Source organism: Streptomyces sp. NPDC048352 (genome assembly GCF_040651895.1).
GTDB lineage: Bacteria > Actinomycetota > Actinomycetes > Streptomycetales > Streptomycetaceae > Streptomyces.
Map to the genome: position 1 here is coordinate 38,841 of NZ_JBEZKZ010000029.1, position 24,048 is coordinate 62,888.

Consider the following 24,048-nt stretch of genomic DNA (forward strand, 5'->3'; position numbering starts at 1 on the left):
TCACGCCCATCTGCGACACACGCGATCCGACACGGGGGAACCATCCATGCGGTTCCAGCTTCTGGGGCCCTTGAGCATTGCCCACGGCCCCGAGACTGTAGTGCTCAAACCGTCCAAACCGACGAGTCTCCTCGCCGCCCTCCTGCTCCACCCGGGCGCCGTGGTCTCCACCGGCTACCTGCTGCGCGCCGTATGGGACGAGGAGCCGCCCGCGACCGCCCGGGCCGCGCTCCAGACCTGTGTGCTGCGGCTGCGCAGGCTGTTCGCGAAGTACGGCATCTCCGCGACCACCATCGAGGCGGTGCCGGGCGGTTACCGGATGCGCAACGACACCGGGACGCTCGACCTCGCGCAGTTCCGCTCGCTGACCGCGCGGGCCCGGGCCGCCGCCGGGACCGCCGAGGAGCTCTACCGGCTGCGGGAGGCGCTCTCCCTCTGGCAGGGGCAGCCCCTGGCCAACGTGGCCTCGCGCATGCTCCAGCGGGACGCGGTACCCGCCCTCGAACAGGAGCGGCTGCGGGTGCTGGAGCGGGTGTGCGATCTCGAACTGGCCGCCGGGAACTGCCATCAGGTCCTGGTCGACCTCTACGAGAGCGCCCGCCGCCATCCCGTCCGCGAGCGCTTCACCGAGCAGCTCGTCGAGGCCCTCTACCGCACCGGACGGCAGGCCGAGGCGCTCGCCGAGTACCGCACCGTCCGCGAACGGCTGCGCGAAGAGCTGGGCGTGGACCCCGGGCCGGGGCTGCGGCGCCTGGAACTGTCGATCCTGCGCGCCGAGGAGCTGGGACCGGCCACCCGCGCCGGAGACCTCGCGCCGGCCCCGCCGCGTCCCGCGCCGGCCCCCTCCGGCCGTGCCCCCGAACCCGCCGGGCCACCGCCGGTGCCCGGGTTCGCCGGGCGCGGGGCGGACCTGCGGGCCCTGGCCCTGCGCCTCACGGACCCCGACGGGCCCCGGCTGCTGGTCGTCTCCGGAGCACCCGGGATCGGCAAGTCGGCGCTCGCGCACCAGAGCGCGTACGAGGTGCGGCGGGCCTTCCCCGGAGGGGTGTTCGGCATCGGCCTGGCCCGGCCGGACGGGAGCCCCCTCGACCACGAGGAGGCCCGCAAGCTGCTGCCCGAGCCCGGCGGCGGCGGCCGGCGGCTGCTGATCCTCGACGACGCGGCGGGGGCCGGGCAGGTCCTGCCGCTGCTGCCGGAGACCGGCGGCGCCGTGGTCCTGGTGACCAGTCGGCGCGGGCTCGCGGCGGCGGTCGCCACGCACGGCGGCTTCGTGCACCGGCTCGACGTCCTCACCCCGGCCGACGCCCGCGAGCTGCTCGCCGGGCTCATCGGAGCCGGGCGGATCGCCGCCGAGGAGCCGGCCGTCCGCGAACTGGCCGACGTGTGCGGCCACTTCCCGCTCGCCCTGCGCATCGCGGCCGGGCGGCTGCTGACCCGGCCGGGCCTGTCCGTCGCCGACTGCGCCGCGTGGCTGGCGGAGGACCCGCCGGGCAGGCTGGCCCTCGCCGAGGATCCCCGGCTGTCGGTGCCGGAGGTGTTCGGGCAGGCCGTCGCGGCGCTGCCGCCCGCGCTGCGGGAGGCGTTCCTGCGGCTGGGCTCGCTCGAGCCGCACTCCGGTCCGGCCACAGCCGGGAGCGAGAGCGTGCTCGAACAGCTCGTGGAGGCCGGGATGCTCGAGGACGGGCCGCCCGGCGAGCCCTACCGGATCCACGCCTTCCTCCGTGTCTACGCGCGGTGGCTGGCCCAGGGCCGCGACGGCGCCGCGGCCCTCCTGCCCCGCTGAGGCGGCCCCGGCCGCCTCCCCGACATCTCCCACCTCACGCCTTCGTCCCCACCAGACCGCAATCAGAGGTGTTCCATGTCCCTGGACAGCTACCAGCACGTCGCCGCGACCCGCCCCAGGATCCGCCGGGACGTGCTCTTCACCGAGACGCCCGACGGGGTGCTGTTCCACAACTCCGACGGGGGCTTCCGCCTCACCGCCCGGACCGCGTACCGGTTCGCCACCCTGATCGTCCCGCACCTGACGGGCGAGCACACCGTCACCGAGCTCTGCCAGGGCCTGGGCGACGCGCAGCGCGCGATGGTCGGCGAACTCGTCAAGACCCTGTACGAACGGGACTTCGCCCGTTCCGTCGCCGGGCCCGGGCCGGTGCGGCGGGCCGCGGCCCCGCCGCCGGACGTGGCGCGCAGATACGCACCGCAGATCGCCTACGCCGACCACTACGCCGATGACGCCGAGGCCCGCTTCCTGCGCTTCCGTGACACCAGGGTCGCCGTCCTGGGCGAGGACGCGGTGGCCCGCTGGTGCGCGCTGAGCCTGGTGCGCAACGGCTGCGCCGTCGTCGGCGTGCTGCCGGGGGCGGACGCCGGCGGGGTGCGGGCCGAGGCGGCCGAGGCCGTCGCCGACGGCTGCCCGGTGGAGATCCGCACCCTGCCCGAGGGCCCCCTCGACTGGGCCGGGCTGGAGTCGTACGACGTCGTCGTGGTGACCGGTGGCGCGCAGGCGCCGGCGCGGCTGCTGCCGCTGCTGCGCGCGGGCGTACCCGAGGGGCGCACCCTGCTGCCCGCCTGGTCGTACGGGAACGACGCCGTCGTCGGCCCGCTCATGGCGCACGGCACCGCCGGCTGCTGGTCCTGCGCGGCCCTGCGGCTGGGCGCGGCGCGCGGGGGCGCCGCGGCGGCCGGGCTGTGGAGCGCCCTGGCGCTGCCGGAGGCTGCCCTCGCGACGGGCCCGGTGCCGGGGCGGCCGCTGGCCGCGATGATCGGGAACCTGCTGGGCTACGAGGTGTTCCGCGTGGCCTCCGGCTCGCTGCCGGCCGAGACGGCCGGGCGGCTGCTCGTCCAGGACACGGCCTCGCTGGACGTGACCGCCGAGCCGCTCTTCCCGCACCCGCGCTGCCCGTTCTGCGCGCCCGCGGAGCCGGAGGCGGCGCCCCTGGACCTGTCCGCCGCCGGCGCCTCGGGCACACCGGCGCTGCCGACGCTGGAGACCGCCCGGGACGCGGACGAGCTGGTCGAGGAGCTGAACCGGCGTTCGGCCGTGGTGCGCCCGTACGCGGGGGTGTTCACCCGGTACGCGGACGAGGAGCTCACCCAGATCCCGCTGAAGGCGGGGGTGGTGGAGCTGGGCCTCGGGCACGGGGAGACCCGCACGGTGGCCGCGTTCGACGTCCACCACGTGGCGGGGGCGCGGATGCGCGCCCTGGACGCGGCGGCCCTGGTGTACGCGGAGCACGTGGTGCCGGCCCGCGACGTGGTCGGCGGCGCCGGGGAGCCGGGCGCGGTGGCCGCGGCGCGGCTGGCGACGGCCTCCGGGCTGCCGGGCGCGGCGACGGCGTACCAGCGGGCGGTGTCCCTGCTGACGAAGGAGCCCGTGCTGGTCCCGGCGGGCGCGGTGCGGCCGTTCGGCCCGCACAACGCGGAGCGGCTCTTCGAACGGACCCGCGCCGGGGCCGGGGCCGGCCCCTCCCCCGCCGACGCGGCGGCGGCCGGGCTGCTGTCGGCCCTCGGGCACGCGGCGCTGCTGCGGGCCGTGCGCGGCGCGGCCTCGGACCGGGTGCCGCTGCCGAAGCGCGACGGTGAGGACGCGGAACTCGTCTTCCTGCTGCGGTCGGCGGACCGGCTGGGGCTGGAGCCGGAGCTGCTGGACCTCGGTGAGGGCCCGCGCTCCGGGGTGCAGGTGCTGCTGGCGCGCGCCGGGGAGCGCTGGGCGCTGGGCGAGGGCCTGGACCGGCGGACGGCGGCGGTCGCGGCCCTGCGGGAGCTGCTGGGCGCGGCGCAGTACGGGGCGGCCTCGGCCGACGCGGGCCGCGATCCCCTGCTGCGGGACCTGGACCCGCGCGCGCTGGCGGTGTCGGACGCGGCGGCCGCTCCCCTGGCGGCGGGGCCGGGCACCTCCTGGGAGCAGGTGCTGGAGCGGCTGGCCGGGGCGGGGCTCGACGCGTACGCGGTGCCGACCGGGTCGGCGGAGCTGGCCGGGGTGGGCATCCACACCGTACGGGTGCTGCTGGCCTCGGCGGCGGTCCGGGAGCCCGGCGATGACGCGTAGCGGCTCCGCCGCGCCGGCGGACGGGCTCGGGCAGGAGACCGCCGGGCGGTTCACCGCCCTGCTGGAGCGTGCGGTGACCGCGCTGGGCGGGCCCCCGGTGGCCGTGGTGGCGCTGGGGCTGCGGAACGCGTTCGCCGCCGCCGGGCGGGAGGTCCCGGCGGGCGCCGTGCCGGTGGCGCTCTACGGCCACCAGGCCGTGGTCGGCCCCCTCCCGGCGGAGGGGGCGGGCTGCGCGCGGTGCCTGGAGCGGCGCTGGCAGGCCGTGCGGTCGGTCGCGCTGCGGGACGCCCTCGAGCTGGGCGGGCGGACCCGGGCTGCGGGTGGTTCGCCGTACGCGCACGCCTTCGCCGCCGACGCGGTGGCCGCGCTGGTGGTCTCGGCGGGCTCCGGGGAGACGTCCGGGGTGTTCCCGCGGGTGTGGGTGCTGGACCTGCGGAGCGGGACCGTGCGGGGGTACCCGCTGGTGCCCGATCCGGAGTGCCCGGTGTGCGGGACGCCCGAGGAGGACACGGCCCGGGCGCTGGATCCGGGGCCGGCGCCCAAGTACCGGCCGGGGGCGTTCCGTACGCGGCCGGTGGAGGCGTACGCCATCGACGTGGCGGCGTTCGCGAATCCGCTGTGCGGGGCGCTGGGTCCCTCGCTGGTCCAGGACGTCTCCTCGACCACCACCTCCGCGACCATCGGCTGCTTCTCGATGCGCTCGGGCGAGTACCTGCGCGAGACCTTCTGGGGCGGGCACACGGACTCCTTCGACCGCAGCGCCCGCGTCGGGGTGCTGGAGGGGCTGGAGCGGTACGCGGGCATGCGCTCGCGTTCCCGTACGACCAGCGTCACCGGCTCGCTCAACGGGTTCGGGGCCGACGCCGTCGACCCCCGGCGGGTGGGCCTGTACGGCGAGGCGTTCTACCGGGACAACCCGAGGGTGCGGCCCTTCGACCCGGACCGGGAGATCCCGTGGGTGTGGGGGTGGTCGCTGCGCGACCGGCAGCCGAGGCTGGTGCCCGAGGTGCTGACGTACTACCACGCGCCGGGTCTGGAGAACCGGTTCGTGCAGGAGAGCTCCAACGGCTGCGCCTCGGGCGGGAGCCTGGCCGAGGCCGCCTACTTCGGGCTGATGGAGGTCGTGGAGCGGGACGCCTTCCTGCTCACCTGGTACGGGCGCCAGCCGCTGCCCGAGATCGACCCGGCCACCAGCGACCGGGCCTCGACGCGGGCGATGGTCGACCGGCTCGCCCTGTACGGCTACCGGGCGCGGTTCTTCGACACGCGGATCAGCTTCCCGATCCCGGTGGTGACCGCCGTCGCCGAGCGGTTCGACGGCGGCACCGGGCGGATGTGCTTCGGGGCCGGGGCCGGGCTGGACCCGGAGTCGGCGCTGGACTCGGCGCTGTGCGAGATCGCCACGGACGCCGTGAACCTGCCCGGGCGCACCGAGCGGGACGAGGAGCGCCTGCGTGCGATGGCGGCCGACTTCGACCTGGTCACCGCGCTGCACGACCATCCGCTGGTGTACGGGGTGCCGGAGATGGGCCGCCACGCGGACTTCCTGCTGCGCGGGCCCTCGCGGGGGCCGCTGCGGCCGGTGTCGGCGCTGCGGGGCCCCGCGGCGTCGGACGACGTGCGGGAGGACCTGGCGCGGTGCGTCGAGGCGGTCGCGGCCCGAGGGTTCGACGTGGTGGTGGTCGACCAGACGCTGCCGGAGCAGCGGGCGCTGGGCCTGCACACCGTGAGCGTGCTGGTGCCGGGGCTGCTGCCGATCGACTTCGGGTGGTCGCGCCAGCGCGCGCTGGGCATGCCGCGCATGCGCACGGCCCTGCGCGAGGCGGGGCTGCGCGAGCGCGATCTGGAGCCCGCCGACCTCAACCCGGCCCCGCACCCCTTCCCCTGATCTCGCCGCCGGCGCGCCCGGCACGGCCGCACGAACCGAGGAGGACCCGTGGGCTACGCCCATGACTACGCCAGCGCCATCATGTACCGGGGCCGGGTGCCCATGGAGCCCGTCGACTTCGTACCCGACTGGGCCGACCGCCCCCGCAAGGCGAAGTACTACCCGCAGGCGGAGACCCTTCCGCTGCCGGAGCCGGCGGCCGAGCCGTACCCCGCGCCGGGGTTCACCCTGCCGCTGCTGTCCGGGATGCTCCAGGAGTCGTACGGGCTGACCGGCCGGCGCCTGGCCGTGCAGGCCAACACCGACCTGGCGGCGCTCCCCCACTACACGCAGGCCAACTGGTCGCGCGGCACCGCCTCGGGCGGCGGGCTGTACCCGGTCGGCGTGTACTGGGCGGCCGGTGCGGGCGGGCCCCTCACCCCGGGCCTGTACCACTACGCCCCGCACCAGCACGGGCTGCGGCGGCTGCTGGCCGGCGACGTCACCGGTGACGTGCGGGAGGCGCTGGGCGGCGGCCCGGGCGGGGACCACACGCAGTACCTGGTGCTGAGCGTCAAGTACTGGCAGAACTCCTTCAAGTACAACAGCTTCTCCTTCCACGCCGTCAGCATGGACGTGGGCGCGCTGGTGCAGACCTGGCGGCTGTGGGCCCGGGCGTACGGGCTGCGGATCGCCCCCGCGCTCTGGTTCGACGAGGAGCGGCTGGCCCGGCTGCTCGGCGTGGCCCCGGAGGAGGAGGGCGTCTTCGCGGTGCTCCCCCTGGAGTGGGAGGGCGGGGGGCAGCCGCCGGCCGGGGCACCGTCGACGGGCGCCGGGGTCCGCCACCGCGACGCCGAGCGCTCCCGCACCGTGCTGGCCTTCGAGACCCTGGAGCGGATCCACGCGGCCACCCTCGGCCGGGCCGGCGACCGCCCCGCGCCCGGCGCGCTGGACGCGGCGGCCGCGTATCCGCCGCGGGGCGGGGAGCCGGTCCCGCTGCCCGTCCCGGCGGCGCCCCTGATGGGGGAGGCCGCCGCGCTGCGGGCCCGGCGCAGCAGCTTCGGCCGGTTCGACGCCACCCGGGCGGTGACGGCGGAGCAGCTGGCGGCGGCGCTGGCGGACTGCGCGGCGACCCGGCCCGGGAGCGAGGCGGAACGGCCCGGCGGGCCGCCGCTGACCGCCCTGTACGCCTTCGTCAACCACGTCGAGGGGATCGAACCGGGCAGCTACGCCTACGACCCGGCGGCGCACGTGCTGCGGCTGGTGGTGCCGGGGCCGCCCGGGCCCTTCCTCCAGGCCAACTACTTCCTGTCCAACTACAACCTGGAGCAGGCGGGCGCCGTCCTGGTGCCGACCGTGCGGACCACCGCGGTCCTCGACGCGGTCGGCGACCGGGGCTACCGCCTCGTGGGGGCGGCCGTCGGCGCGGTCGCGCAGACCTTCTACACCACCGCCGCCGCCCACGGGCTGGGCGCGGGCGTGGCGCTGGGCTTCGACAACGTCTCGTACGCCGAGCAGCTGGGGCTGACCGGCACCGACGAGGCGCCGCTGCTGATCATGCTGCTCGGCCACGAGCGGCCGCGGCCCGCCGACTTCCGCCACGAGATCGCCTGAGCGGGCGACGAGAGAAGCAGGGGGACCAGGATGGACACCACCACCTCATGGCACACCGGCGAGCGCTTCATGCTGCGCGTCGCCGGCCTGCCCCTGGCCGCGGCCGACGCGCTGCGCTGCGCGGACACCGGGCGCTGGGCGGCCGACGTCCTCGCGGCCGAGGACGCGCTGCGGGCGGACGCGCAGTGGCTGAGCGAGGCACTGCACCGGGCGGTCGGCGCGACCGACCCCGAGCCGGGCGGGCCGGGCGCCGCGCACCGGCGCGAACTGCTGCGGCTGCGCCGCCAGATCCACAACGGGCGCGTGCCCTCCGATCCCGGGGCCGCCCTGCGTGCGGTCGAGGGTCTGGGGGAGGCGGCGGGCGGGCGGCTGGCGCTCTGGCTGGAGCGGTCGGGCGAGCTGGAGAAGCTGCTGGCCGAGGGCGAGCCGCTGCTCGCCGCCGATCTGGGGCGGGGCCGGGCCGCGCTGCGCGAGCTGTTGGAGGACGACCGGCTGCGGCACGGGCTGCTGCTGGCCTCGCCGGTGCTGGAGGGGCAGCTCGACGCGTACACGGCGGCCACGGCCGGCGGCGGGGAGCCGGGGGGCCGGGCGCGCAAGGCCGAGCGTTCGGTGCTCTCGTACCTCTACCGCACCGCCTGCAAGACCAGTCCCTTCAGCACCTTCACGGGGGTGGCGACCGGCCGGTTCACGGCGGAGGCCGGCCCGGACGGGATCCGGGTGGAGGACACCTGGAGCAGCCACGTCCGGCTGAACGTGGTGGTGCTGGCGCGCCTCGCCGAGCTGGTCCTCGCCGACCCGGTGCGCCGGCGGGACCTGCCGCTGCGCCCGGCCCCTGGCTGGGGCCGGGAGGACGACCGGATCCGGTACGTGCGCCGCTCGGTCACGGCCGGCGACGACACGGCCGCCGTCACCTTCGACGCGGTCAAGGACCGGCTGTTCTTCCTGCGCCGCAGCGGCACCCTGGACCGGCTGCTCGCCCTGTTCGCCGGGCGGGCGGCCGGGGGCGGGGCCGAGCCCGAGCTGCGCCACCACGAGCTGGCCGACTGGCTGGCCGCCGAGCACGGGGCGGCGCCCGAGGAGTGCGAGGCGTACATCGGCGCGCTGCTCCAGCTCGGCATGGTGCGGGTGCCGTGCCTGGACACCGGCGTGCACAGCGGCGATCCGGTACGCGCCTTCCAGCGGGCCCTGCGCGGCCTGGAGCGGCCCTGGGCCGACGGCCTGGCCGAGCTGCTGGAGGAGCCCGCCCGGCTGCTGGAGCGCTACCCGCTCGCCGGACGCGCCGAGCGCCGCGAGCTGCTGTCCGGCCTGCGCGCCGCGCTGCGCCGGGCACAGGAGGAACTGGGCGCGCCGCCGGACGCGCCGCTGCCCCAGACACTGGTGTACGAGGACACGAGCGCGGGCCGGGACCTCGCGGCGCCGCGCCCGGCCTGGGCGGAGCCGGGGGTGGGCGGCGGCGCGCTGCGCTCGGTCGAGCGGATCCTGCCCGCCTTCGACCTGACGCTGGCCCAGCGGATCACCTTCGAGGGGTTCTTCACGGCCCGCTACGGCCGGGGCGGACGGTGCGAGGACCTGCTGGGCCTGGTGCACGACTTCCACGAGGACTTCTTCGACCAGTACCTGTCCTTCACCGCCCGGCGCACGCCCTTCGACGCGCGCGGCGAGTACGTGCCGGAGGAGAACTGGCTGGGCCTGCCCGGGATCCGGGCCCTGGACGCGGCGCGGCGGGCCTTCACGGGCCGGATGCGGGCGCGCTGGGCGGCGTACGAGGAGCGGGGCGCCGGCGGCGACCTGCGGCTCTCCGGGGAGGACGTCGAGGCGGTGGCGCGGGAGCTGGACCCGGTGGTGCCCGGCTTCGCGCCGCGCTGCCACCACCTCCAGTTCGCGCGGGACCCCCGCACGGGTGCGGAGCTGACCGTGCTCAACCGCTCGTACGGCGGGCTCTCCTTCCCGTTCAGCCGGTTCACCCACCTCTACCCGGAGCCGGCCGCCCTGGAGGGGCAGCTGCGCGCGACGGCCGCCGAAGTGACCCCCGAGGGCGCGGTGTTCGCCGAGGTCACGGGCGGGGCGGTCACCACCAACCTGAACCTGCACGGCCGGCTCACCGAGTACGAGATCGTCTGCCCGGGCGAGAGCGGGACCCTGCCCGAGGACCGGCTGCTGCGGCTGGACGACCTGTACGCGGAGCACGTCCCCGCCACGGGCCGGGTGGTGCTGCGCTCGCGCCGCCTGGGCCTGGAGGTGATCCCGGTCTACCTGGGGTACCTGGTGCCGCTCGCGCTGCCGGCCGTACCGCGCACCCTGCTGCTGCTCTCGCCCTCCTCCATGTCGCCGCTGGACGTCTGGGCGGGAGTGCCGGAGGGCGCGCCGCAGGGCGGGGTGACGGCCCGTCCGCGGGTGGTGCACGGGGACCTGGTGCTGAGCCGGCGCAGCTGGAGCACCACGGCGGGCGAACTGCCGGTGCGCGGTGCGCGGGAGGCCGGGCACTTCCTGGAGTGGCAGCGGTGGCGCCGGGCGCACGGGCTGCCGGAGCGGGTGTTCGCGACCGTGTCGGCGGGCCCGTCCGCGCTGGGGGCCAAACCGCAGTACGTGGACTTCTCCAGCCTGCTGTCGCTGGCGGCGTTCGAGCCGCTGCTGCGGGAGGGCGGCCACCGGGTCGTCTTCCGCGAGATGCTCCCGGACCCCGGGGGCCTGCACACCCGCTCGGCGCGGGGGGCGCACGTCGCCGAACTCGCCGTCGAGACCTTCACCACGACCGTCCCCACCCCGGAGGGAGCAACCCGGTGTCAGAGCTGACCCCGACGCGTGGCGCCTGGCAGGCCATGCACGTCTTCTACGCCGCCAACCCGCAGCCGCTGCTGGTGCAGTGCGTGCGGCCGCTGATCGCCTCCCTCACGGCGGACGGGCTGCTGGCGGGGCACTTCTTCATCAACTACTGGCTGGAGGGCCCGCACGTGCGGCTGCGGCTGCGGCCGGCGAGCCCGGCGGCGGAGCCGGAGGTGCGCCGGCGTACCGAGGAGGCGGTGGGGGCCTTCCTGAAGGCCAGACCCGCGCTGTACGAGGTGGACTCCGGTTTCCTCAACGAGTTCTACAACACCCTGTTCGACATCGAGTTCCCCGAAGGGGACCGGGCCGCCTTCATGGGCGAGGACGGCCGGATGAACCTGCGGCCCAACAACTCCTTCTCCTACGAGCCGTACGAGCCGGAGTACGGGAAGTACGGCGGCCCGGCCGGGGTGGAGCTGGCGGAGTGGCACTTCGCGCACTCCAGCGACCTCGTCATGGACGCCCTCGGCTCGATGAACCTGCACCTGCGGACGGTGCTGCTGGGCACCTCCGCGCAGCTGATGATGGTGATGGCCGGGGTGTTCCTGCCCGACCGGGAGGAGCTGGGTACGTACCTGGACAGCTACTACCGGTTCTGGCACCGGGCCTTCCCCGGCACCGGTTTCATCGGCTCCGCCGAGTACGACCGCACGTACGAGCAGACCGGTCCCGGGCTCGGCCGCCGGTTCGGCGCGGTGCTGGAGGCGCTCGGCTCGGGCGAGACCGGCCGGCTGCCCGGGTTCCTCGCCGGGTGGGCCGAGCACTGCCGGGAGCTGCGGCGGCGCGCGCAGGCCCTGGCCGTGGGCGGGGAGCTGGTGTTCCGGTCGTGGGACGGGAGCCGCGACGAGCGGGTGACCGACCCGGCGGTGGCGCTGCCGCTGCTGCTGTCCCCGTACATGCACATGACCAACAACAGGCTGCACGTGACGATCCGGGACGAGGCCTACCTGGCGCACCTGCTGGGGCGGGTGCTGCGCGAGGGCGCCGCCGAGGGCGTGCCGGCGGCCGGGGCGGTCGGGCCGTGACCGCGCCCCCGGGGATGTCGGCGCTCCGGCCGGCGCTGCGGCCCGGGATCCTGCTGTCGCCGCCGCTGCTGAACGGCCCCGCCGTCGTGCACCTGGTCAAGGACCCGGTGTCCGGGGCGGCGTTCGAGATCGGGCCGAAGGAGTACTTCCTCGTCTCGCGCCTCGACGGCTCGCGGACGCTCGCGGAGATCGGCGAGGCGTACGGGCGGGCCTTCGGGCGCCGGCTGGGAGAGCGGAACTGGCAGCAGCTGCTGGGGCTGCTCGGGACCCGCCGGCTGCTGGCGGGCGGCCCGGCACCGCAGCCGCAGGCCGGTCCCGGGCCGCAGCGGACCGGGACCCTGCTGCGCGGCACCCTGCGGCTGGTCGCGGACTCCGACGCCACGACAGCGCGGCTGCACCGCGTCCTGCGGCCGGTGCTGCGGCCGGCGGTGCTCGGCGCACTGCTCCTCGTGTTCCTCGCCATGGAGGGGTGGCTCGCGGCTTCGGCGGGCGAGCTGCTCGGCGACCTGCGCTGGCTGCTGGCGCGCCCGGCACCGCTGCTGGCCGTGGCGACGCTGCTGTGGCTGAGCACGGCCCTGCACGAGTTCGCCCACGGGATCGCCGCCCGGCACGTGGGCGGCCGGGTCGGGGAGATCGGGCTGCGCTGGCGGCTGCCGATGGTGATCATGTACTGCCGGGTCGACACCTACCGGTACCTGCCCCGGCGCAGGGACCAGCTGGCCGTCGCCGGCGCGGGCGCCTTCGCCAACCTCCTCTTCCTGCTGCCCTTCTGCGCCTGGTGGGCGGCGCTGCCCGCGGGCGACCCCACCGGCCGGGTGCTGGGCGCGCTGCTGCTGCTCGGCAGCGCCCAGGCCCTGGTCAACCTGGTCCCGCTGCCGCCGCTGGACGGTTACACCCTGCTCGGGCACGCCCTGCGCGTGACCCGCCTGGCGCCCGCCAGCTCGGCCTACCTGCGGCTGCGGATGCGCGACCGCGGCGCGGCGGCCGCGTACCCGGTACGGGCCCGGCGGCTCTACCTCGGCTACGGGATCGGCTCGGCCGTGCTGGTCGTGCTGCTGGCCGGGCTGCTGGCGGCCGCCGTCGTGCACGTCCTCCGCTCCTGACCCGCCGTCCGCCCCGGACCGCCGTCCCCGTCCACCCCGTCACCCCGTCCGCCCCTGAACGGCCTTCCTCCCACCCGATTCCGACCCACACCGAGGGAACCGCACACCCATGACAACTGACCGCACTCCACCGCCCGACGCCCCCGTGGCCGTCGCCGTCCGGGAGGTCCGCAAGCGCTACGGTGACCGCCCGGCCGTGGACGGGCTCTCCCTCGACGTGCGCCGCGGCGAGTTCTTCGGCCTGCTCGGCCCCAACGGCGCGGGCAAGACCACCTTCATCGAGATCGTCGAGGGCCTGCGCCAGGCCGACTCGGGCACGGTCGAGGTCCTCGGGCACAGCCCCTGGCCGCGCAACACGGCCCTGCTGCCCCGGATCGGCGTCCAGACGCAGGCCTCCGCCTTCTTCGTCCGGCAGACGGCGCGCGAGCACCTCGCCACCGTCGCCGGGCTGTACCGCAAGGACGCGGCCGCCGCGGACCGCACGCTGGCGACGGTCGGGCTGACCGAGCAGCGCGACGTCCTCGTGGAGAACCTCTCCGGCGGCCAGCGCCAGCGGCTGGCCATCGCCTCCGCCCTGGTCCACGACCCCGAGCTGATCTTCCTCGACGAGCCGACCGCCGCGCTGGACCCGCAGGCCCGCCGCGACCTGTGGCAGGTGCTGCGCGCCCTCAAGGGCGAGGGCCGCACCATCGTCTACACGACCCACCACCTCGACGAGGCCGAGGCCCTGTGCGACCGGGTGGCCATCCTGGTCGGCGGCCGCATCGCCGCGCTGGACTCCCCCCACCGGCTGATCACCTCCGCCGGGGCCCGGACCCGGCTGCTGGTTCCCGCGGGGCGGATCGGCCGGGCCGAGGCGGCCGCCCTGGACGGGGTGGAGCAGGTCGGCGAACAGGGCGGCTCACTGGTGCTGGAGACCTCGGTCCCCGGCAAGGTGCTCCAGGCCCTCGACGCGCTCACCGGGCTCGACGGGGTGATGACCCGCACGGCCACCCTGGAGGACGTCTACCTGGAGCTGACCGGACGCACCGGGGCCGGCGGCCACACCCCCGCACACACCCTGGAGTCCCGCGCATGAGCGCCTACACGGCACTGACCGCCGCCGGCTACCGGGCCCAGGTCCGGGACAAGGCCACCCTCTTCTTCACCTTCGCCTTCCCGCTGCTGTTCCTCGTGGTCTTCGGCCTGATCTTCAGCGGCCAGGACGTCGAGGAGAGCGGCCGCCCCTACATCTCGTACATCGCGCCGGGCGTGCTGTCGTGGGGCGTCGCCAACGCCGCCGTCTTCGGGATCGCCTTCACCCTGATGCAGTGGCGCCGCGACGACCTGCTGCGGCTGATCCGGCTCAGCCCGACGCCCCTGACCACGGTGCTTGCCTCGCGCTACGGACTGGCCCTGGTGGTCGGCGTGGTACAGGCCGCGGTGTTCGTCGCCGTGGCCATGCTGCCGGGGTTCGGGCTCGAACCGGCCGGGCGCTGGCCGCTGGTGCTGCCCGCGCTGGTTTTCGGCATCACCGCCTTCATGGCGATCGGGGTGATCGTCGGCAACTACGCCAGGACGCCCGAGGCCGTCGCCGCGATCGCCAACTGCCTGATGGTGCCCATGGCGTTCCTGTCGGGCTCCTTCCTGCCGCTCGACATGATGCCCGGCTGGCTGCGCTCGGTCTCCCGGGTGCTGCCGCTGCGCTACCTCAACGACGCCGCCTCGGGGGCGCTCACCGGATCCGGCTCCCTCGCCACGATCGGGACCGGCTGCGCGGTGCTGGCGGGCTTCGCGCTGCTGTTCGGCGGGATCGGGCTGAAGACCTTCCGCTGGAGCAACCAGTCATGACCGGCACCGCAGTGGAGACCGTACGGGCGGCCGCGGCCCCCGACGGCACCGCGCTGGAGGCGGCCCGCCGGCAGCTGGAGCGGGCGCTGGCCGCCGCGGCTCCCGCCGGGGCGGCCCCGTACGTGGTCACGCTCGGGGTGCACGACGCCCTCGGGCCGCGCACCGGAGACCCCTTCGCGGCGGTCCGCCCCGCCGCCGGCGTCCACCTCGGCGCGCAGGCCGTCCTGCTGGGGCCCTGGGGCGGTGACGGCAGCGCCCCCGCCTGCGGGCAGTGCCTGGCCATGCGCTGGCAGCGGCTGCGCAGCAAGAGCGAACGGGACGCGCTGGAGACCGGCACCGGGCCGCACACCCCCGTCTCGGCGCAGTGGCCCCGGCTGTCCCCGTACGTACTGGACGCGGTGGCGGCGCTGCACGCGGCCCTGGCCGGCGGTGAGGCGCGGGCGCCGGGCGCGGCGGCCGCCGACCGGGCCCTGCCGCAGGTGTCCCGCCTGGACCTGGAGACCCTCCAGGTGCGCACGTACCCGCTGGCCGCCGACCCGCTCTGCCCCGACTGCGGGCCGCGCACCGCCGAGGCCCCGCGGCCCTTCACCCCGGCCTCCCGGCCCAAGCCGGCCCCGGACGCCCAGCGGCTGCGCGGGGCGTCCTCGTACCCGGTGCCGCGGGAGGCGCTGGCCAACCCGGTGACGGGGGTGCTCGGCGGGGGCACCTGGATCAACGTGACCTCGCCGACCACCGCTCCGGTGGCGGGCAGCGTCTTCATGCGGGGCTACGCGGGGCTGACGGACGTCACCTGGAGCGGGCAGGCCAACAGCTTCTCCGCCAGCCGCGACCTCGCCTTCCTGGAGGGGCTGGAGCGGTACGCGGGCACGCACCGGCGCACCGGTGCCGAGCCGCTCACCGCCTCCTACGCGGAGCTGGGCGAGCGGGCCCTGAACCCGGCGGAGTGCGGGTTCTACCCGCCCGAGACCTACCGCGACGACCCGTTGGTGTCGCCCTTCGACCCCGAGCGGCCGATCCCCTGGGTGTACGGGCATTCGCTGCGCGACGACCGGCCGGTCCTGGTGCCGGCGCGCCTCGCGTACTACAGCGCGGGCCTCGCCGCCGACAACTTCGTCTTCGAGTGCTCCAACGGCTGCGCGATCGGCGGCTGCCCGGAGGAGGCGCTGCTCGGCGCCCTGCTGGAGCTGATCGAGCGGGACGCCTTCCTGCTCGCCTGGTACGGGGGCCAGCGGCTGACGGAGATCGACCTGGACTCCGTACCGGGGCCGGCGGTGCGGATGATGGTGGACCGGGCGGCCCTCCAGGGGTACGACGTGCACGCCTTCGACAACCGGATCGACCTCGCCGTGCCCGTGGTGACGGGGCTGGCGGTACGGCGCGACGGCGGGCCGGGGCTGTACTCCTTCGGGGCGGGCGCGGCGCTCGATCCGGCGGCGGCGGTGGAGGCCGCGCTGTCGGAGGTGCTCACCTACATCCCGCACCTGCCCCGGCAGGTGGCCGAGCGGCAGGGCGAACTGGAGGCGATGGCAAGGGACTTCGGTCGGGTCAGGCACCTCAAGGACCACGCGCAGCTGTACGGGCTGCCGGCCATGGCCCCGCACGTGCGCACCTACCGGGAGCCGCTCGCCGTGCGGTCGTCGGCGGATCTGTACGCGGGGTGGGAGGCGGGCGGACGCCCGAGGACCGGTGACCTGCGGGACGATCTGCTGGTGTGCGTGCGGGAGTTGACGGGCGCGGGGCACGACGTGATCGTCGTCGACCAGACCACGCCGGAGCAGCACCGGATGGGGCTGAGCACGGTGTGCGCCATCGTGCCGGGCCTGCTGCCGATCGACTTCGGCTGGTCGCGCCAGCGGGCCCCGTACATGCCGCGGCTGCGTACGGCCGCCGCGCGGGCGGGGCTGCGCGAGGGCCCCCTGACGGACGCGGAGATCCGGCTGGTGCCGCACCCCTTCCCCTGACCCGGGGCCCGGGCTCCGCCCGGCGCCGTGACCGGGGCTCCCGACGCCGGATGCCCCGGACCCCTTCCTGCGGGGTCCGGGGCATCCGGTGCGTACGGGCGGCGGCGCCGGGGCGTCAGGCGCTGCAGGAGGTGGTGCTGGTGGTGGAGGAACAGGTCGAGGTGGAGCTGCAGCTCGTGGAGCCGGCGAGCACGACCTCGCTGGCGTCCGAGTAGTCCGAGATCTCGAAGGTCTCCGACTCCAGCTCCAGGATCTCGTCGGCGAGCGAGGCGAGCGGCGACTTCTCCATGGGAATCTCCTTGGCTTGGTCCGGTCCCGGGTCGCTCCGGACCGGTGTCGGTCCGGTCCGGGCGCGGGTCCGGGTGGTGGCTTCCTGTGGTGCCCTTCCAGGAGAACCGGTCACGCCTTCACTTCACCTGCTCAACTCCTGACACTCCTCTGACAGAAAGTGTCAGCGACCTGACAGTCCCGGCCGGAGCTGGTGGCCGAGCATGGTCGTCATGACCGCCTCCGCCGTGCTCTCCGGACTCCCCGCGCTCCTGCGGCCGTTGACGACGCTGTACCTGGACCTGCACCGCCACCCCGAGCTCTCGGGCGAGGAGCGGCGCACGGCCGCCCGGTTCGCCGGCTGGCTGGAGTCCGCCGGCTTCGAGACCACGCGCGGGATCGGCGGGCACGGCGTGGCCGGGGTGCTGCGCCGGGGACCGGGGCCCACCGTGGTGCTGCGCGCCGAGCTGGACGCGCTGCCGGTCCGGGAGACCACGGGGCTGCCGTACGCGAGCGAGGGCCCGGCGGCGCACGCCTGCGGGCACGACCTCCACCTGGCGGCGGCCGCCGGGACCGCCTCCCTGCTGGCCGGGGCGGGCCCCGGGGCATGGCGGGGCACGCTCGTGGTGGTGGGGCAGCCCGCGGAGGAGAGCCTGGAGGGGGCGCGGGCGATGCTCGCCGACGGGCTGTACGAGCGGACCGGGCGCCCTGACACGGTCCTCGCGCAGCACGCCGCCCCGCTGCCCGCCGGGATGGTCGCGCACGGGTACGGGCCGATGACCGCCGGGAGCGTGACCTTCCGGGTCGTGGTGCACGGGCGCGGCGGGCACGCGGGCGCCCCGCACCTGACCGTCGACCCGGTGGTGACGGCGGCCCACGTGGTGACCCGCCTGCAGACGGTGGTGTCCCGGGAGGCGGCGCCCTCGGAGCAGGTGGCCGTCACGGTCGGTTCGCTGCGGGCGGGCGAGCGGGCCAACGTGGTGCCCGACCGGGCCGAGCTGGGGATCACCGTACGGGCGGCCGGCGAGGCGGCGCTCGCACGGGCGGCGCAGGCGCTCGAACGGATCGTGCGCGCCGAGTGCGCCGCCTCGGGCTGCCCCGCGGAGCCGGAGATCGCCCGCGTGGGCTCCTCCCCCGTCACCCACCCCGATCCGGCGACGACGGCCGCGGTCCGGGCGGCGCACACGGCGCACCTGGGGGCGGAGCGGGTGGCGATGTGGCCGCCGTCCCTCGCCACGGAGGACTTCGGGCTGTTCGGCGACGCGGGACGGTCCCTGCACGGCGCGCGGGGGGTGCGGCTCGCCTACTGGATGCTGGGGGTGATCGGGCCGTCCGCCTGGGCGGCGGCGCCCGGGGAGGACGCCGCCGGGAAACTGGCGGCCCTGCCCGCCAACCACGCCCCGGACTTCGCCCCGGACGTGCGCACGGCCCTCCCGGCCGGCGTGGGCGCGCTGACGGCGGCGGCCCTGGCCTGCCTGGCCGCGCCGGGCGCCGCGGAGCGGCCCGCGAGGTGACGCCGTACGCGCACGCGCCGGTCGGGCCGGCCCCGATTCCGCGCCCTCCGGGGCCCGTTGGCCTGCACCGGGCCGGCCGCGCCCTTGTGCCTTCCCCGGACGGGCGACACCATCTCACCAGGCACCGCTCGGACGGCGGTACCCTCCACCGACGAAGGAACACCATGGTTCAGCACGCCACCGCCGGCCCGCAGGAGTCGGGACGAAGGACCCGTACGGCAGGGAGGGTCGCCCTCGCCTTGGTCGTGGGCCTGTGCGTCGCGCTCACGGCGGCATGCGACAAGGACTCCTCGTCGGCTTCCGGTTCCTCCACGTCCAAGGGCAAGAGCGGCTCGTGGCAGGCCGGCGACTGCGGGGGCCCCGACCCGGACGACAAGCCGGACGGCTACCGGGCCTTCGACTGCGGCGACCCCGGAGCCACCTTCAAGGCGCTGGAGGTCGCACCGGCGTCGATCCTGCCCGGTTCCGTGCAGTGCCCGGCCGGCACCGACCTGATGATCCGCGTGTCGGTGTCCTACGGCTCTTCCTCGAAGGACAAGAACAAGGGCGGCGGGATCCCCACGAACACCGTCTGCGGCCGCAACCTGTCCGGGGACCACCCGGGCGACGCGGGCGCCGGCGGCGGGCAGCTCGTGAAGGGCGACTGCGTCTCCTCCGCGGCCCAGGAGGTGGCCTGCGCCTCCGCCGGCGCGGACGCCTTCAAGGTCCTCGACCTGGTCAAGGAGAAGGAACAGTGCCCGGCGGGCACCACCGAGCCCATGGAGCTGACGATGTCGATCGGGCGCCCGTACGACGTGATCTGCGCCGGCGACGCCTAGACTCGGCAAAGCGGAGGCAAAGTCGGAAGGCGGGACGGGGGGCGGCGGCCCACGATGGACACATGAGCGTCCGACGGTACGAGCTGACGTTTCCCGGCGCCGACGGGACGGGCCACGACATCGTGATCGTGGAGCGCACCGAGTCGGCCGGACCGGGCGGTCACCCGGTGTACGCCGACGCCACCGGCATCGTCCGCGCCGAGATCAGCGACCGGGGCGAGGTCCGCATGCTGCCCTCGGGCGGCCACCAGGCCCTCGCGCAGCCCACCGGGGCGGTCCGGCTGCCCGAAGCCTGACCGGATCCCGGCCCTACGGCGCCGCCGGCGGGGCCGACGGTGCGGCCGACGGTGGGAAAGCGGGCCCCGCCCGCTCGCGCCGTGCCCGCGGCGGCCGCGTTCCGTCCGATAGTCGCGAGGTCACCGACGCATCGGAGGGACGGTCGATGGACAGCGCAGGACCACCGCGCCGCAAGGCGCTGCTCGCGGGCGGCCTGGCGGCCCTCGCCGGCGCGCTCCCGGCCTGCTCGGCGGCGGCCGGCCCGCGGGCCGGGGCGAAGGAGGCCCGGCCCGAGGCCGCCGCGCCGCCGCCGCGGCCGGCCACCCCGGACGCCGCCTACGCGCGGCTGATGGAGGGCAACCAGCGCTGGGTGGACGGCTCGCTCCAGCACCCCGACCGGGACCCGACGCGGCGCCGGCTGGTCGCCGAGGCGCAGGATCCGTTCGGGGTGGTCCTGGCCTGCATCGACTCCCGCGTGCCGCCGGAGCTGCTCTTCGACACGGGGCTCGGGGACCTGTACGTGCTGCGCACCGGTGGCCAGGCGGTCGGCCCGGTGGTCACCGGCTCCGTCGAGTACGGGCCGGTGACCGGCGGCACCCCGCTGGTCTTCGTGCTCGGGCACCAGCGCTGCGGCGCCGTCGACGCCGCGTACAAGGCGCTGCGCGACGGAAAGTCGCTGCCGGGCAACCTCCAGGCCCTCGCCCGGGCGCTGCGGCCGGCGTACGACCGTGCGGTCGGAGAGGGCGGCCCCGACCCGGTCGAACGGATGGTCCGCGCGCAGATCACCCTGACCGCGGACGGGCTGCGGGCCAACGCCGACCTGGCGCCCCTCGTCAAGAAGGGCGCCGTCGCGGTGGTCGGCGGCTACTACTCGCTCGACACGGGCAGGGTGGAGATCCTCACGGGCGCCCTGCCGCCCGCGACGCCGGGCCCGGCGGGCACGCCGCAGCCCTCCGCCCCGCCCGCCCCGTCCTGAGGCCGCGCCGCCCGCCGGGTACGCACGAGCCCCCCGCGGGGCCGCGCGTACGCGGCCCGGCAGGGGGCATCGGGCACCGGCCGCGGCCGGCGGCGGTCAGGCCGCCGCGGGCTCGGCCGGAGTGTTCGGAACCGTCCGCGGACGCGGATGGACCGCCTCCTCCGGCAGCCTCGGCTCCAGGCGCAGGACGCCCACGGCCGAGACCGTCGCCCCCGCCGCGAGGACCAGCCACATCGCCGTCGGCGACAGCGTGAGCAGGGCCGTCAGGACGGCCGGGGCCAGGGCGCTGGGCACCGCCCAGGAGAGCTGGTAGACGGCGAGGTGGCGGCCCCGCGTCGCCTCCGGCGCGGCCTGCGCGCACAGGGCCGAGGCCGTGGCGCCGTGCATCAGCTCTCCGGCCGTGAACAGGGCCGTCGCGGCGAAGATGCCGACCAGGATGACCGTCTTGTCGCCCACGGCGGCGAGTACGGCGAACACCACGAACGAGGTGGCGAACACCGCCGCCCCCAGCGCCACCGCACGGGAGCGGCGGTAGGCCACCAGCGCCCGGGTGACCGGGATCTGGAGCAGTGCGATGCCGACCGTGTTGACGGCGTACAGGACGCCCACCAGGGAGGTGGACGCGCCCAGGTCCTGGGTGACGTACGCCGGGATGCCGACGGCGAGCACCGTGTAGCCGAACGCGGTGGGGACGTTGAGCAGGGTCAGGGCGAGGAACGGCCGGTTGCGCGCCACCAGCCGGTAGCCGCCCTTGCGGGAGACCCGCACGGCCGGCGCGGCCGCCTTCGCGATCGGGATGGAGCCGAAGCAGACCGCCGCCAGCACGTACCCGGCGGCCGTGCCGACCACGATCACGTAGTAGAACGCGTCGCTGCCCAGGGCCAGGACCCCGCCCGCGACCAGGCCGCCCACGCCCAGGCCGGCGTTGCGCAGGCTGCGCTGCGCGGCGAGCAGCTTGTCCCGCTCCGTGCCCTGGACGAACTCGGCGATGAACGACTGGATCGCGGGCGGGTACGAGGTGTCGCCCAGGGCCACCAGCAGGATCACGGCGAACATGGTGTAGCCGTTGTCCACCAGCGGGTACGTGCAGAAGCCCGCGGCCCGCAGCAGGTACCCGCCGGTGACGACGGCCTTGGCGCCGAACCGGTCGATGAGCACGCCGGCGGCCGGGTTGCTGATCAGGCCGATCACGGCGGCGGCGGTCATCAGGGTGCCCACCTGGGTGAGCGGCAGCCCGGTCACGTGGTGGAAGTAGAGCAGGGACAGCGGCAGGTACATGCCGGCGCCGGTGGCGTCGACGACCATGCCCAGCATGTACCGCGTCTTCGCCGACAGGCGGGCCCCCGTCATGACGCGTCGCCGATCACGCTGTGTTCGCGCACCCACTCACCGAGCTCGCGCAGCCGCCGCTCGACCTCGGCGCGGGTCGGCGCGGTGCCCACCGCCGCGGCGAGGAAGTCGGAGGAGCCCGAGGCCGGGGCGATGACCTGGCCCTCCTCGGCGTACAGCCAGAACCCGGCGAGCCAGTCGTGGTCGGGCGCCGCGGGCAGCTCGCGCACGAGGCCGGGCCGCTTCATCATGAGCAGCTGCCCCGCCATGTGCCGCGGCTTCGGCAGCCCGGCGGAGTCACCGCCGCGCCGTACCTCGGGGTGGAGTTCGTGGCCGGCGTCGGCGCGCACGGCGTACCCGCCGAGGTGTACGCCGAAGATGCTGTGGAAGACCTCGCGGATCTTCGCGCCGCCCGGGCGGCAGGCGATCTCGCACATGACGAGGCGGTCGTCCGGGGTGTGGAAGACCTCCATGTGGAAGGTGTGGTCGCGCAGCCGGGAGCCCTCGGGGGCCAGCGAGGCGAGGACCCGCTCGGACAGGTCGAGCAGGCGCGGGGTGATCGGGTCGTCCTCGTCGAGGGTGAGGTCGATGCGCGGTCCCGGGTCGGAGGCGAAGGAGGACAGGTCGTACTGGTACTGCGAGGGCCAGGCCATCGCCACCCGGCCGTCGCGCACCACGCCGTCGACGTGGCACATCCGGCCCGGGACGAAGTCCTCCAGCAGGACGTCGTCCCGCTCGCCGTCGGCGTAGACCTCCGTCAGGCACTCCTCGAAGGAGGCCTCGTCCTCGATGATGCGCAGGCCGACCGCGTTGAAGCCGCTGCGCTCCTTGAACACCACCGGGAAGCCCTCGGCGGCGGCGAACTCGCGGGCCTGCTCGGCGGTGCGGGGCTGGACCCAGGCCGCGACGTCGATGCCCGACGCCTGGGCGCGGGTCTTCATCAGCGCCTTGTCGCGGAAGGGCATCACGTCGTCGTGCCAGGCTCCGCGCAGCCCGAACCGCTCGCGCAGCCGTGCGGCCCGCAGCATGTCCGCCTCGTGCAGCCCGGTGATGCCCGTGATGCCGTGTTCGGCGATGAGCTCGACGGCGCGGGCCTCGACCTCTTCCGCGTCGAAGTCGTCGAAGATCTCCAGGCGGGTGTAGCCGAGGTCGCCGTCCGGCACCTTCTCGCCGGCGAGTTCGATCTTGTCGCGGGCGGCGAGCACGATGATGTCGCCGGTGTGGTCCGGCAGCCAGGAGCGGTACGGGAACGGCTCCAGCGGGTTGCGGTGCAGGATCAGCAGGTTCTCGCGCGGGGCGATCTCGGACGGCTGGGCGAGGACGGTCCCGCCGTCGGGGTGGGCGAGGGTGATGCGGATGTCCTCGCGGATCACCTCGGCGCCGCGGCGGATCGCCGCCGTGGTGTCCTCGGCCGCGACGGCGATCAGGCCGAGGCGGTCCCAGTTGTCCTGGAGCACGCGCACGTCGTCGCCGGGCTTGGCGCTGATGTTGACGGAGATGACGCCCGCGGCGGCGCGCGCCTCCTCGATGCCCGCGAGGGACTCGACCCGGGTGCCCGGCGTGCCGACCAGGGCGCGCACGCTGGCGCCGCCGCGGGCCTGCGGCCGGTCGGGCAGTTCCTCGACCAGGCCGAACGGGTGGCCGACGGCGAGCGTGACCAGGTCGACGCCGAACGCGCTGCGCACGAGCTCGGGGATGGAGTCGCCGCCGATCCTGTTGTGCCCCTCGATCACGCGCGGGCCCTTGGCCGTGAGGCGGACCTCGGTGTGGCACACGCCGTCGCGCAGGCCCATCACGTCCAGGAAGCCGCGTATGCCGTCGCGTATCGCTTCCTCGTCGGCGTCGGACAGGCGGGCCGGGACGGCGTGGCCGAGCTCGGCGAAGTGGCCGTCGGAGGTGAACTTCTCGGTGATGGTGACGATGACGTGGCGGCCCGCGAAGCTGAAGGACTCGACGCTGAACTCGGGCCCGTCCAGGAACTCCTCCATCAGGAAGTCCTTGAGGACGAACAGTGAGGAGACGCGGTCGGTGCGGGTGCCGGAGAGCCGGGTCACCTCGGCCCAGACCCGGTCGGCGTCCTCGGGCCCCGCCACCCGCATGACGCCGATGCTCGCGGTGGCGTCGACGGGCTTGACGATGAAGGGGAACCCGTACGCGGCCCCGAAGGCGTCCAGGTCCTCGCGGGACTTCAGGGAGCGGGCGCCGACCGCGTGCTCGGGGTCGTGCTCGGCGACGTACCGGCGCATGGCGGCCTTGTCCCGGATCCGGGCGGTGACCTCGTACCCGGTGCCCCCGAGTCCGTACAGGTCGTTGATCCGGCCCGCGTTCTCGAGCCCCGGCTCGGTCAGCGAGACGGCCGCGGCGAAGCCGGGGCTCTCGTGCCAGGCCCGCACCAGGGGCTCGATCTGCTCCCACTCCGTGAAGTCCACGACCTCGACGGCCGCGGCGAGCCGGTTCTGCTCCTCGCTCACCTTGGTGGGGTGCTGGAGGAGCAGCACGCTCAGTCCGAGGTCGTGGGCCTTCCGCACGGTCTCGTCGGTCGCACCGACCAGCAGCAGGGTGCGCTCGGGGTTCATTCGCTCTCTTCTCCCCCT

The 24,048-nt window shown here is 75.8% G+C and carries 17 protein-coding genes; 14 read left to right on the forward strand and 3 right to left on the reverse strand.

Features of this window, described 5'->3' with window-relative positions; all coding sequences use genetic code 11:
• Positions 1-70 precede the first annotated feature (70 nt).
• The 10 genes from AB0D45_RS17310 to AB0D45_RS17355 all read left to right on the forward strand — a co-directional run bounded on the left by AB0D45_RS17310 (position 71) and on the right by AB0D45_RS17355 (position 16,274).
• Positions 71-1,783 carry a BTAD domain-containing putative transcriptional regulator gene (locus AB0D45_RS17310; protein WP_362459648.1) on the forward strand — a complete coding sequence of 571 codons (1,713 nt, stop codon included), beginning with the start codon at positions 71-73 and terminating at the stop codon, positions 1,781-1,783.
• 75 nt (positions 1,784-1,858) lie between these two features.
• Positions 1,859-4,051, forward strand: a complete 2,193-nt coding sequence (locus AB0D45_RS17315) for a TOMM precursor leader peptide-binding protein (protein WP_362459650.1) — start codon at positions 1,859-1,861, stop codon at positions 4,049-4,051.
• A complete protein-coding gene (locus AB0D45_RS17320) occupies positions 4,041-5,939 on the forward strand; it encodes a TOMM precursor leader peptide-binding protein (protein ID WP_362459652.1) in 1,899 nt (632 codons plus the stop codon). Before AB0D45_RS17315 ends, AB0D45_RS17320 begins: the two co-directional genes overlap by 11 nt.
• Positions 5,940-5,987: 48 nt before the next feature.
• Positions 5,988-7,532 (forward strand): SagB family peptide dehydrogenase, encoded by a 1,545-nt coding sequence (locus AB0D45_RS17325; RefSeq protein ID WP_362459655.1) that lies wholly within the window; start codon positions 5,988-5,990, stop codon positions 7,530-7,532.
• A 30-nt stretch (positions 7,533-7,562) separates the two neighbouring features.
• Positions 7,563-10,325 (forward strand): lantibiotic dehydratase, encoded by a 2,763-nt coding sequence (locus AB0D45_RS17330; RefSeq protein ID WP_362459657.1) that lies wholly within the window; start codon positions 7,563-7,565, stop codon positions 10,323-10,325.
• Between the two features lie 26 nt (positions 10,326-10,351).
• Positions 10,352-11,380: a lantibiotic dehydratase C-terminal domain-containing protein gene (locus AB0D45_RS17335; RefSeq protein ID WP_362459725.1), complete on the forward strand. Its 1,029-nt coding sequence runs from the start codon at positions 10,352-10,354 to the stop codon at positions 11,378-11,380.
• Positions 11,377-12,483, forward strand: coding sequence for a peptidase M50 (locus tag AB0D45_RS17340; RefSeq protein ID WP_362459660.1), 1,107 nt, complete (start codon positions 11,377-11,379; stop codon positions 12,481-12,483). Before AB0D45_RS17335 ends, AB0D45_RS17340 begins: the two co-directional genes overlap by 4 nt.
• Positions 12,484-12,592: 109 nt before the next feature.
• Positions 12,593-13,561 (forward strand): ABC transporter ATP-binding protein, encoded by a 969-nt coding sequence (locus AB0D45_RS17345; protein WP_362459663.1) that lies wholly within the window; start codon positions 12,593-12,595, stop codon positions 13,559-13,561.
• Positions 13,558-14,313 carry an ABC transporter permease gene (locus AB0D45_RS17350; RefSeq protein ID WP_362459666.1) on the forward strand — a complete coding sequence of 252 codons (756 nt, stop codon included), beginning with the start codon at positions 13,558-13,560 and terminating at the stop codon, positions 14,311-14,313. The genes AB0D45_RS17345 and AB0D45_RS17350 overlap by 4 nt, the downstream gene beginning before the upstream one ends.
• The gene (locus tag AB0D45_RS17355) at positions 14,310-16,274 is read left to right on the forward strand and encodes a TOMM precursor leader peptide-binding protein (protein ID WP_362459669.1); all 1,965 of its coding nucleotides are present in this window, start codon (positions 14,310-14,312) and stop codon (positions 16,272-16,274) included. The genes AB0D45_RS17350 and AB0D45_RS17355 overlap by 4 nt, the downstream gene beginning before the upstream one ends.
• 115 nt (positions 16,275-16,389) lie before the next feature.
• Here AB0D45_RS17355 and AB0D45_RS17360 read toward each other — a convergent pair whose 3' ends face one another.
• On the reverse strand, positions 16,390-16,563 hold the full coding sequence (locus tag AB0D45_RS17360; RefSeq protein WP_007268044.1) for a thiazolylpeptide-type bacteriocin: 174 nt from the start codon (positions 16,561-16,563) through the stop codon (positions 16,390-16,392).
• Between the two features lie 211 nt (positions 16,564-16,774).
• Here AB0D45_RS17360 and AB0D45_RS17365 point away from each other — a divergent pair, with 211 nt between their 5' ends.
• The 4 genes from AB0D45_RS17365 to AB0D45_RS17380 all read left to right on the forward strand — a co-directional run bounded on the left by AB0D45_RS17365 (position 16,775) and on the right by AB0D45_RS17380 (position 20,125).
• Entirely contained in the window at positions 16,775-18,055 is a 1,281-nt protein-coding gene (locus AB0D45_RS17365) for an amidohydrolase (protein WP_362459672.1), read from the forward strand.
• Positions 18,056-18,219: 164 nt separating this feature from the next.
• On the forward strand, positions 18,220-18,873 hold the full coding sequence (locus tag AB0D45_RS17370) for a hypothetical protein (protein WP_362459675.1): 654 nt from the start codon (positions 18,220-18,222) through the stop codon (positions 18,871-18,873).
• Between the two features lie 62 nt (positions 18,874-18,935).
• On the forward strand, positions 18,936-19,169 hold the full coding sequence (locus tag AB0D45_RS17375; RefSeq protein WP_361605251.1) for a DUF6296 family protein: 234 nt from the start codon (positions 18,936-18,938) through the stop codon (positions 19,167-19,169).
• A gap of 146 nt (positions 19,170-19,315) precedes the next feature.
• Entirely contained in the window at positions 19,316-20,125 is an 810-nt protein-coding gene (locus tag AB0D45_RS17380; RefSeq protein WP_362459679.1) for a carbonic anhydrase, read from the forward strand.
• Positions 20,126-20,221: 96 nt separating this feature from the next.
• Here the strand turns inward: AB0D45_RS17380 and AB0D45_RS17385 are convergent, their stop codons facing one another.
• Together AB0D45_RS17385 and AB0D45_RS17390 are read right to left on the reverse strand one after the other, a co-directional pair.
• Positions 20,222-21,475 carry an MFS transporter gene (locus AB0D45_RS17385; RefSeq protein WP_361605257.1) on the reverse strand — a complete coding sequence of 418 codons (1,254 nt, stop codon included), beginning with the start codon at positions 21,473-21,475 and terminating at the stop codon, positions 20,222-20,224.
• A complete protein-coding gene (locus tag AB0D45_RS17390; protein WP_362459682.1) occupies positions 21,472-24,030 on the reverse strand; it encodes an ATP-grasp domain-containing protein in 2,559 nt (852 codons plus the stop codon). Before AB0D45_RS17390 ends, AB0D45_RS17385 begins: the two co-directional genes overlap by 4 nt.
• Between the last annotated feature and the right edge of the window lie 18 nt (positions 24,031-24,048).

What these genes read in the sequence shown, in the direction of transcription:
- AB0D45_RS17315 (WP_362459650.1), top strand. Translation starts at nt 1,859, where the DNA reads ATGTCCCTGGACAGCTACCAGCACGTCGCCGCGACCCGCCCCAGGATC.
- AB0D45_RS17320 (WP_362459652.1), top strand. Translation starts at nt 4,041, where the DNA reads ATGACGCGTAGCGGCTCCGCCGCGCCGGCGGACGGGCTCGGGCAGGAG.
- AB0D45_RS17330 (WP_362459657.1), top strand. Translation starts at nt 7,563, where the DNA reads ATGGACACCACCACCTCATGGCACACCGGCGAGCGCTTCATGCTGCGC.
- AB0D45_RS17335 (WP_362459725.1), top strand. Translation starts at nt 10,352, where the DNA reads ATGCACGTCTTCTACGCCGCCAACCCGCAGCCGCTGCTGGTGCAGTGC.
- AB0D45_RS17345 (WP_362459663.1), top strand. Translation starts at nt 12,593, where the DNA reads ATGACAACTGACCGCACTCCACCGCCCGACGCCCCCGTGGCCGTCGCC.
- AB0D45_RS17350 (WP_362459666.1), top strand. Translation starts at nt 13,558, where the DNA reads ATGAGCGCCTACACGGCACTGACCGCCGCCGGCTACCGGGCCCAGGTC.
- AB0D45_RS17355 (WP_362459669.1), top strand. Translation starts at nt 14,310, where the DNA reads ATGACCGGCACCGCAGTGGAGACCGTACGGGCGGCCGCGGCCCCCGAC.
- AB0D45_RS17360 (WP_007268044.1), bottom strand. Translation starts at nt 16,563, where the DNA reads ATGGAGAAGTCGCCGCTCGCCTCGCTCGCCGACGAGATCCTGGAGCTG.
- AB0D45_RS17365 (WP_362459672.1), top strand. Translation starts at nt 16,775, where the DNA reads ATGACCGCCTCCGCCGTGCTCTCCGGACTCCCCGCGCTCCTGCGGCCG.
- AB0D45_RS17370 (WP_362459675.1), top strand. Translation starts at nt 18,220, where the DNA reads ATGGTTCAGCACGCCACCGCCGGCCCGCAGGAGTCGGGACGAAGGACC.
- AB0D45_RS17375 (WP_361605251.1), top strand. Translation starts at nt 18,936, where the DNA reads ATGAGCGTCCGACGGTACGAGCTGACGTTTCCCGGCGCCGACGGGACG.
- AB0D45_RS17380 (WP_362459679.1), top strand. Translation starts at nt 19,316, where the DNA reads ATGGACAGCGCAGGACCACCGCGCCGCAAGGCGCTGCTCGCGGGCGGC.
- AB0D45_RS17385 (WP_361605257.1), bottom strand. Translation starts at nt 21,475, where the DNA reads ATGACGGGGGCCCGCCTGTCGGCGAAGACGCGGTACATGCTGGGCATG.
- AB0D45_RS17390 (WP_362459682.1), bottom strand. Translation starts at nt 24,030, where the DNA reads ATGAACCCCGAGCGCACCCTGCTGCTGGTCGGTGCGACCGACGAGACC.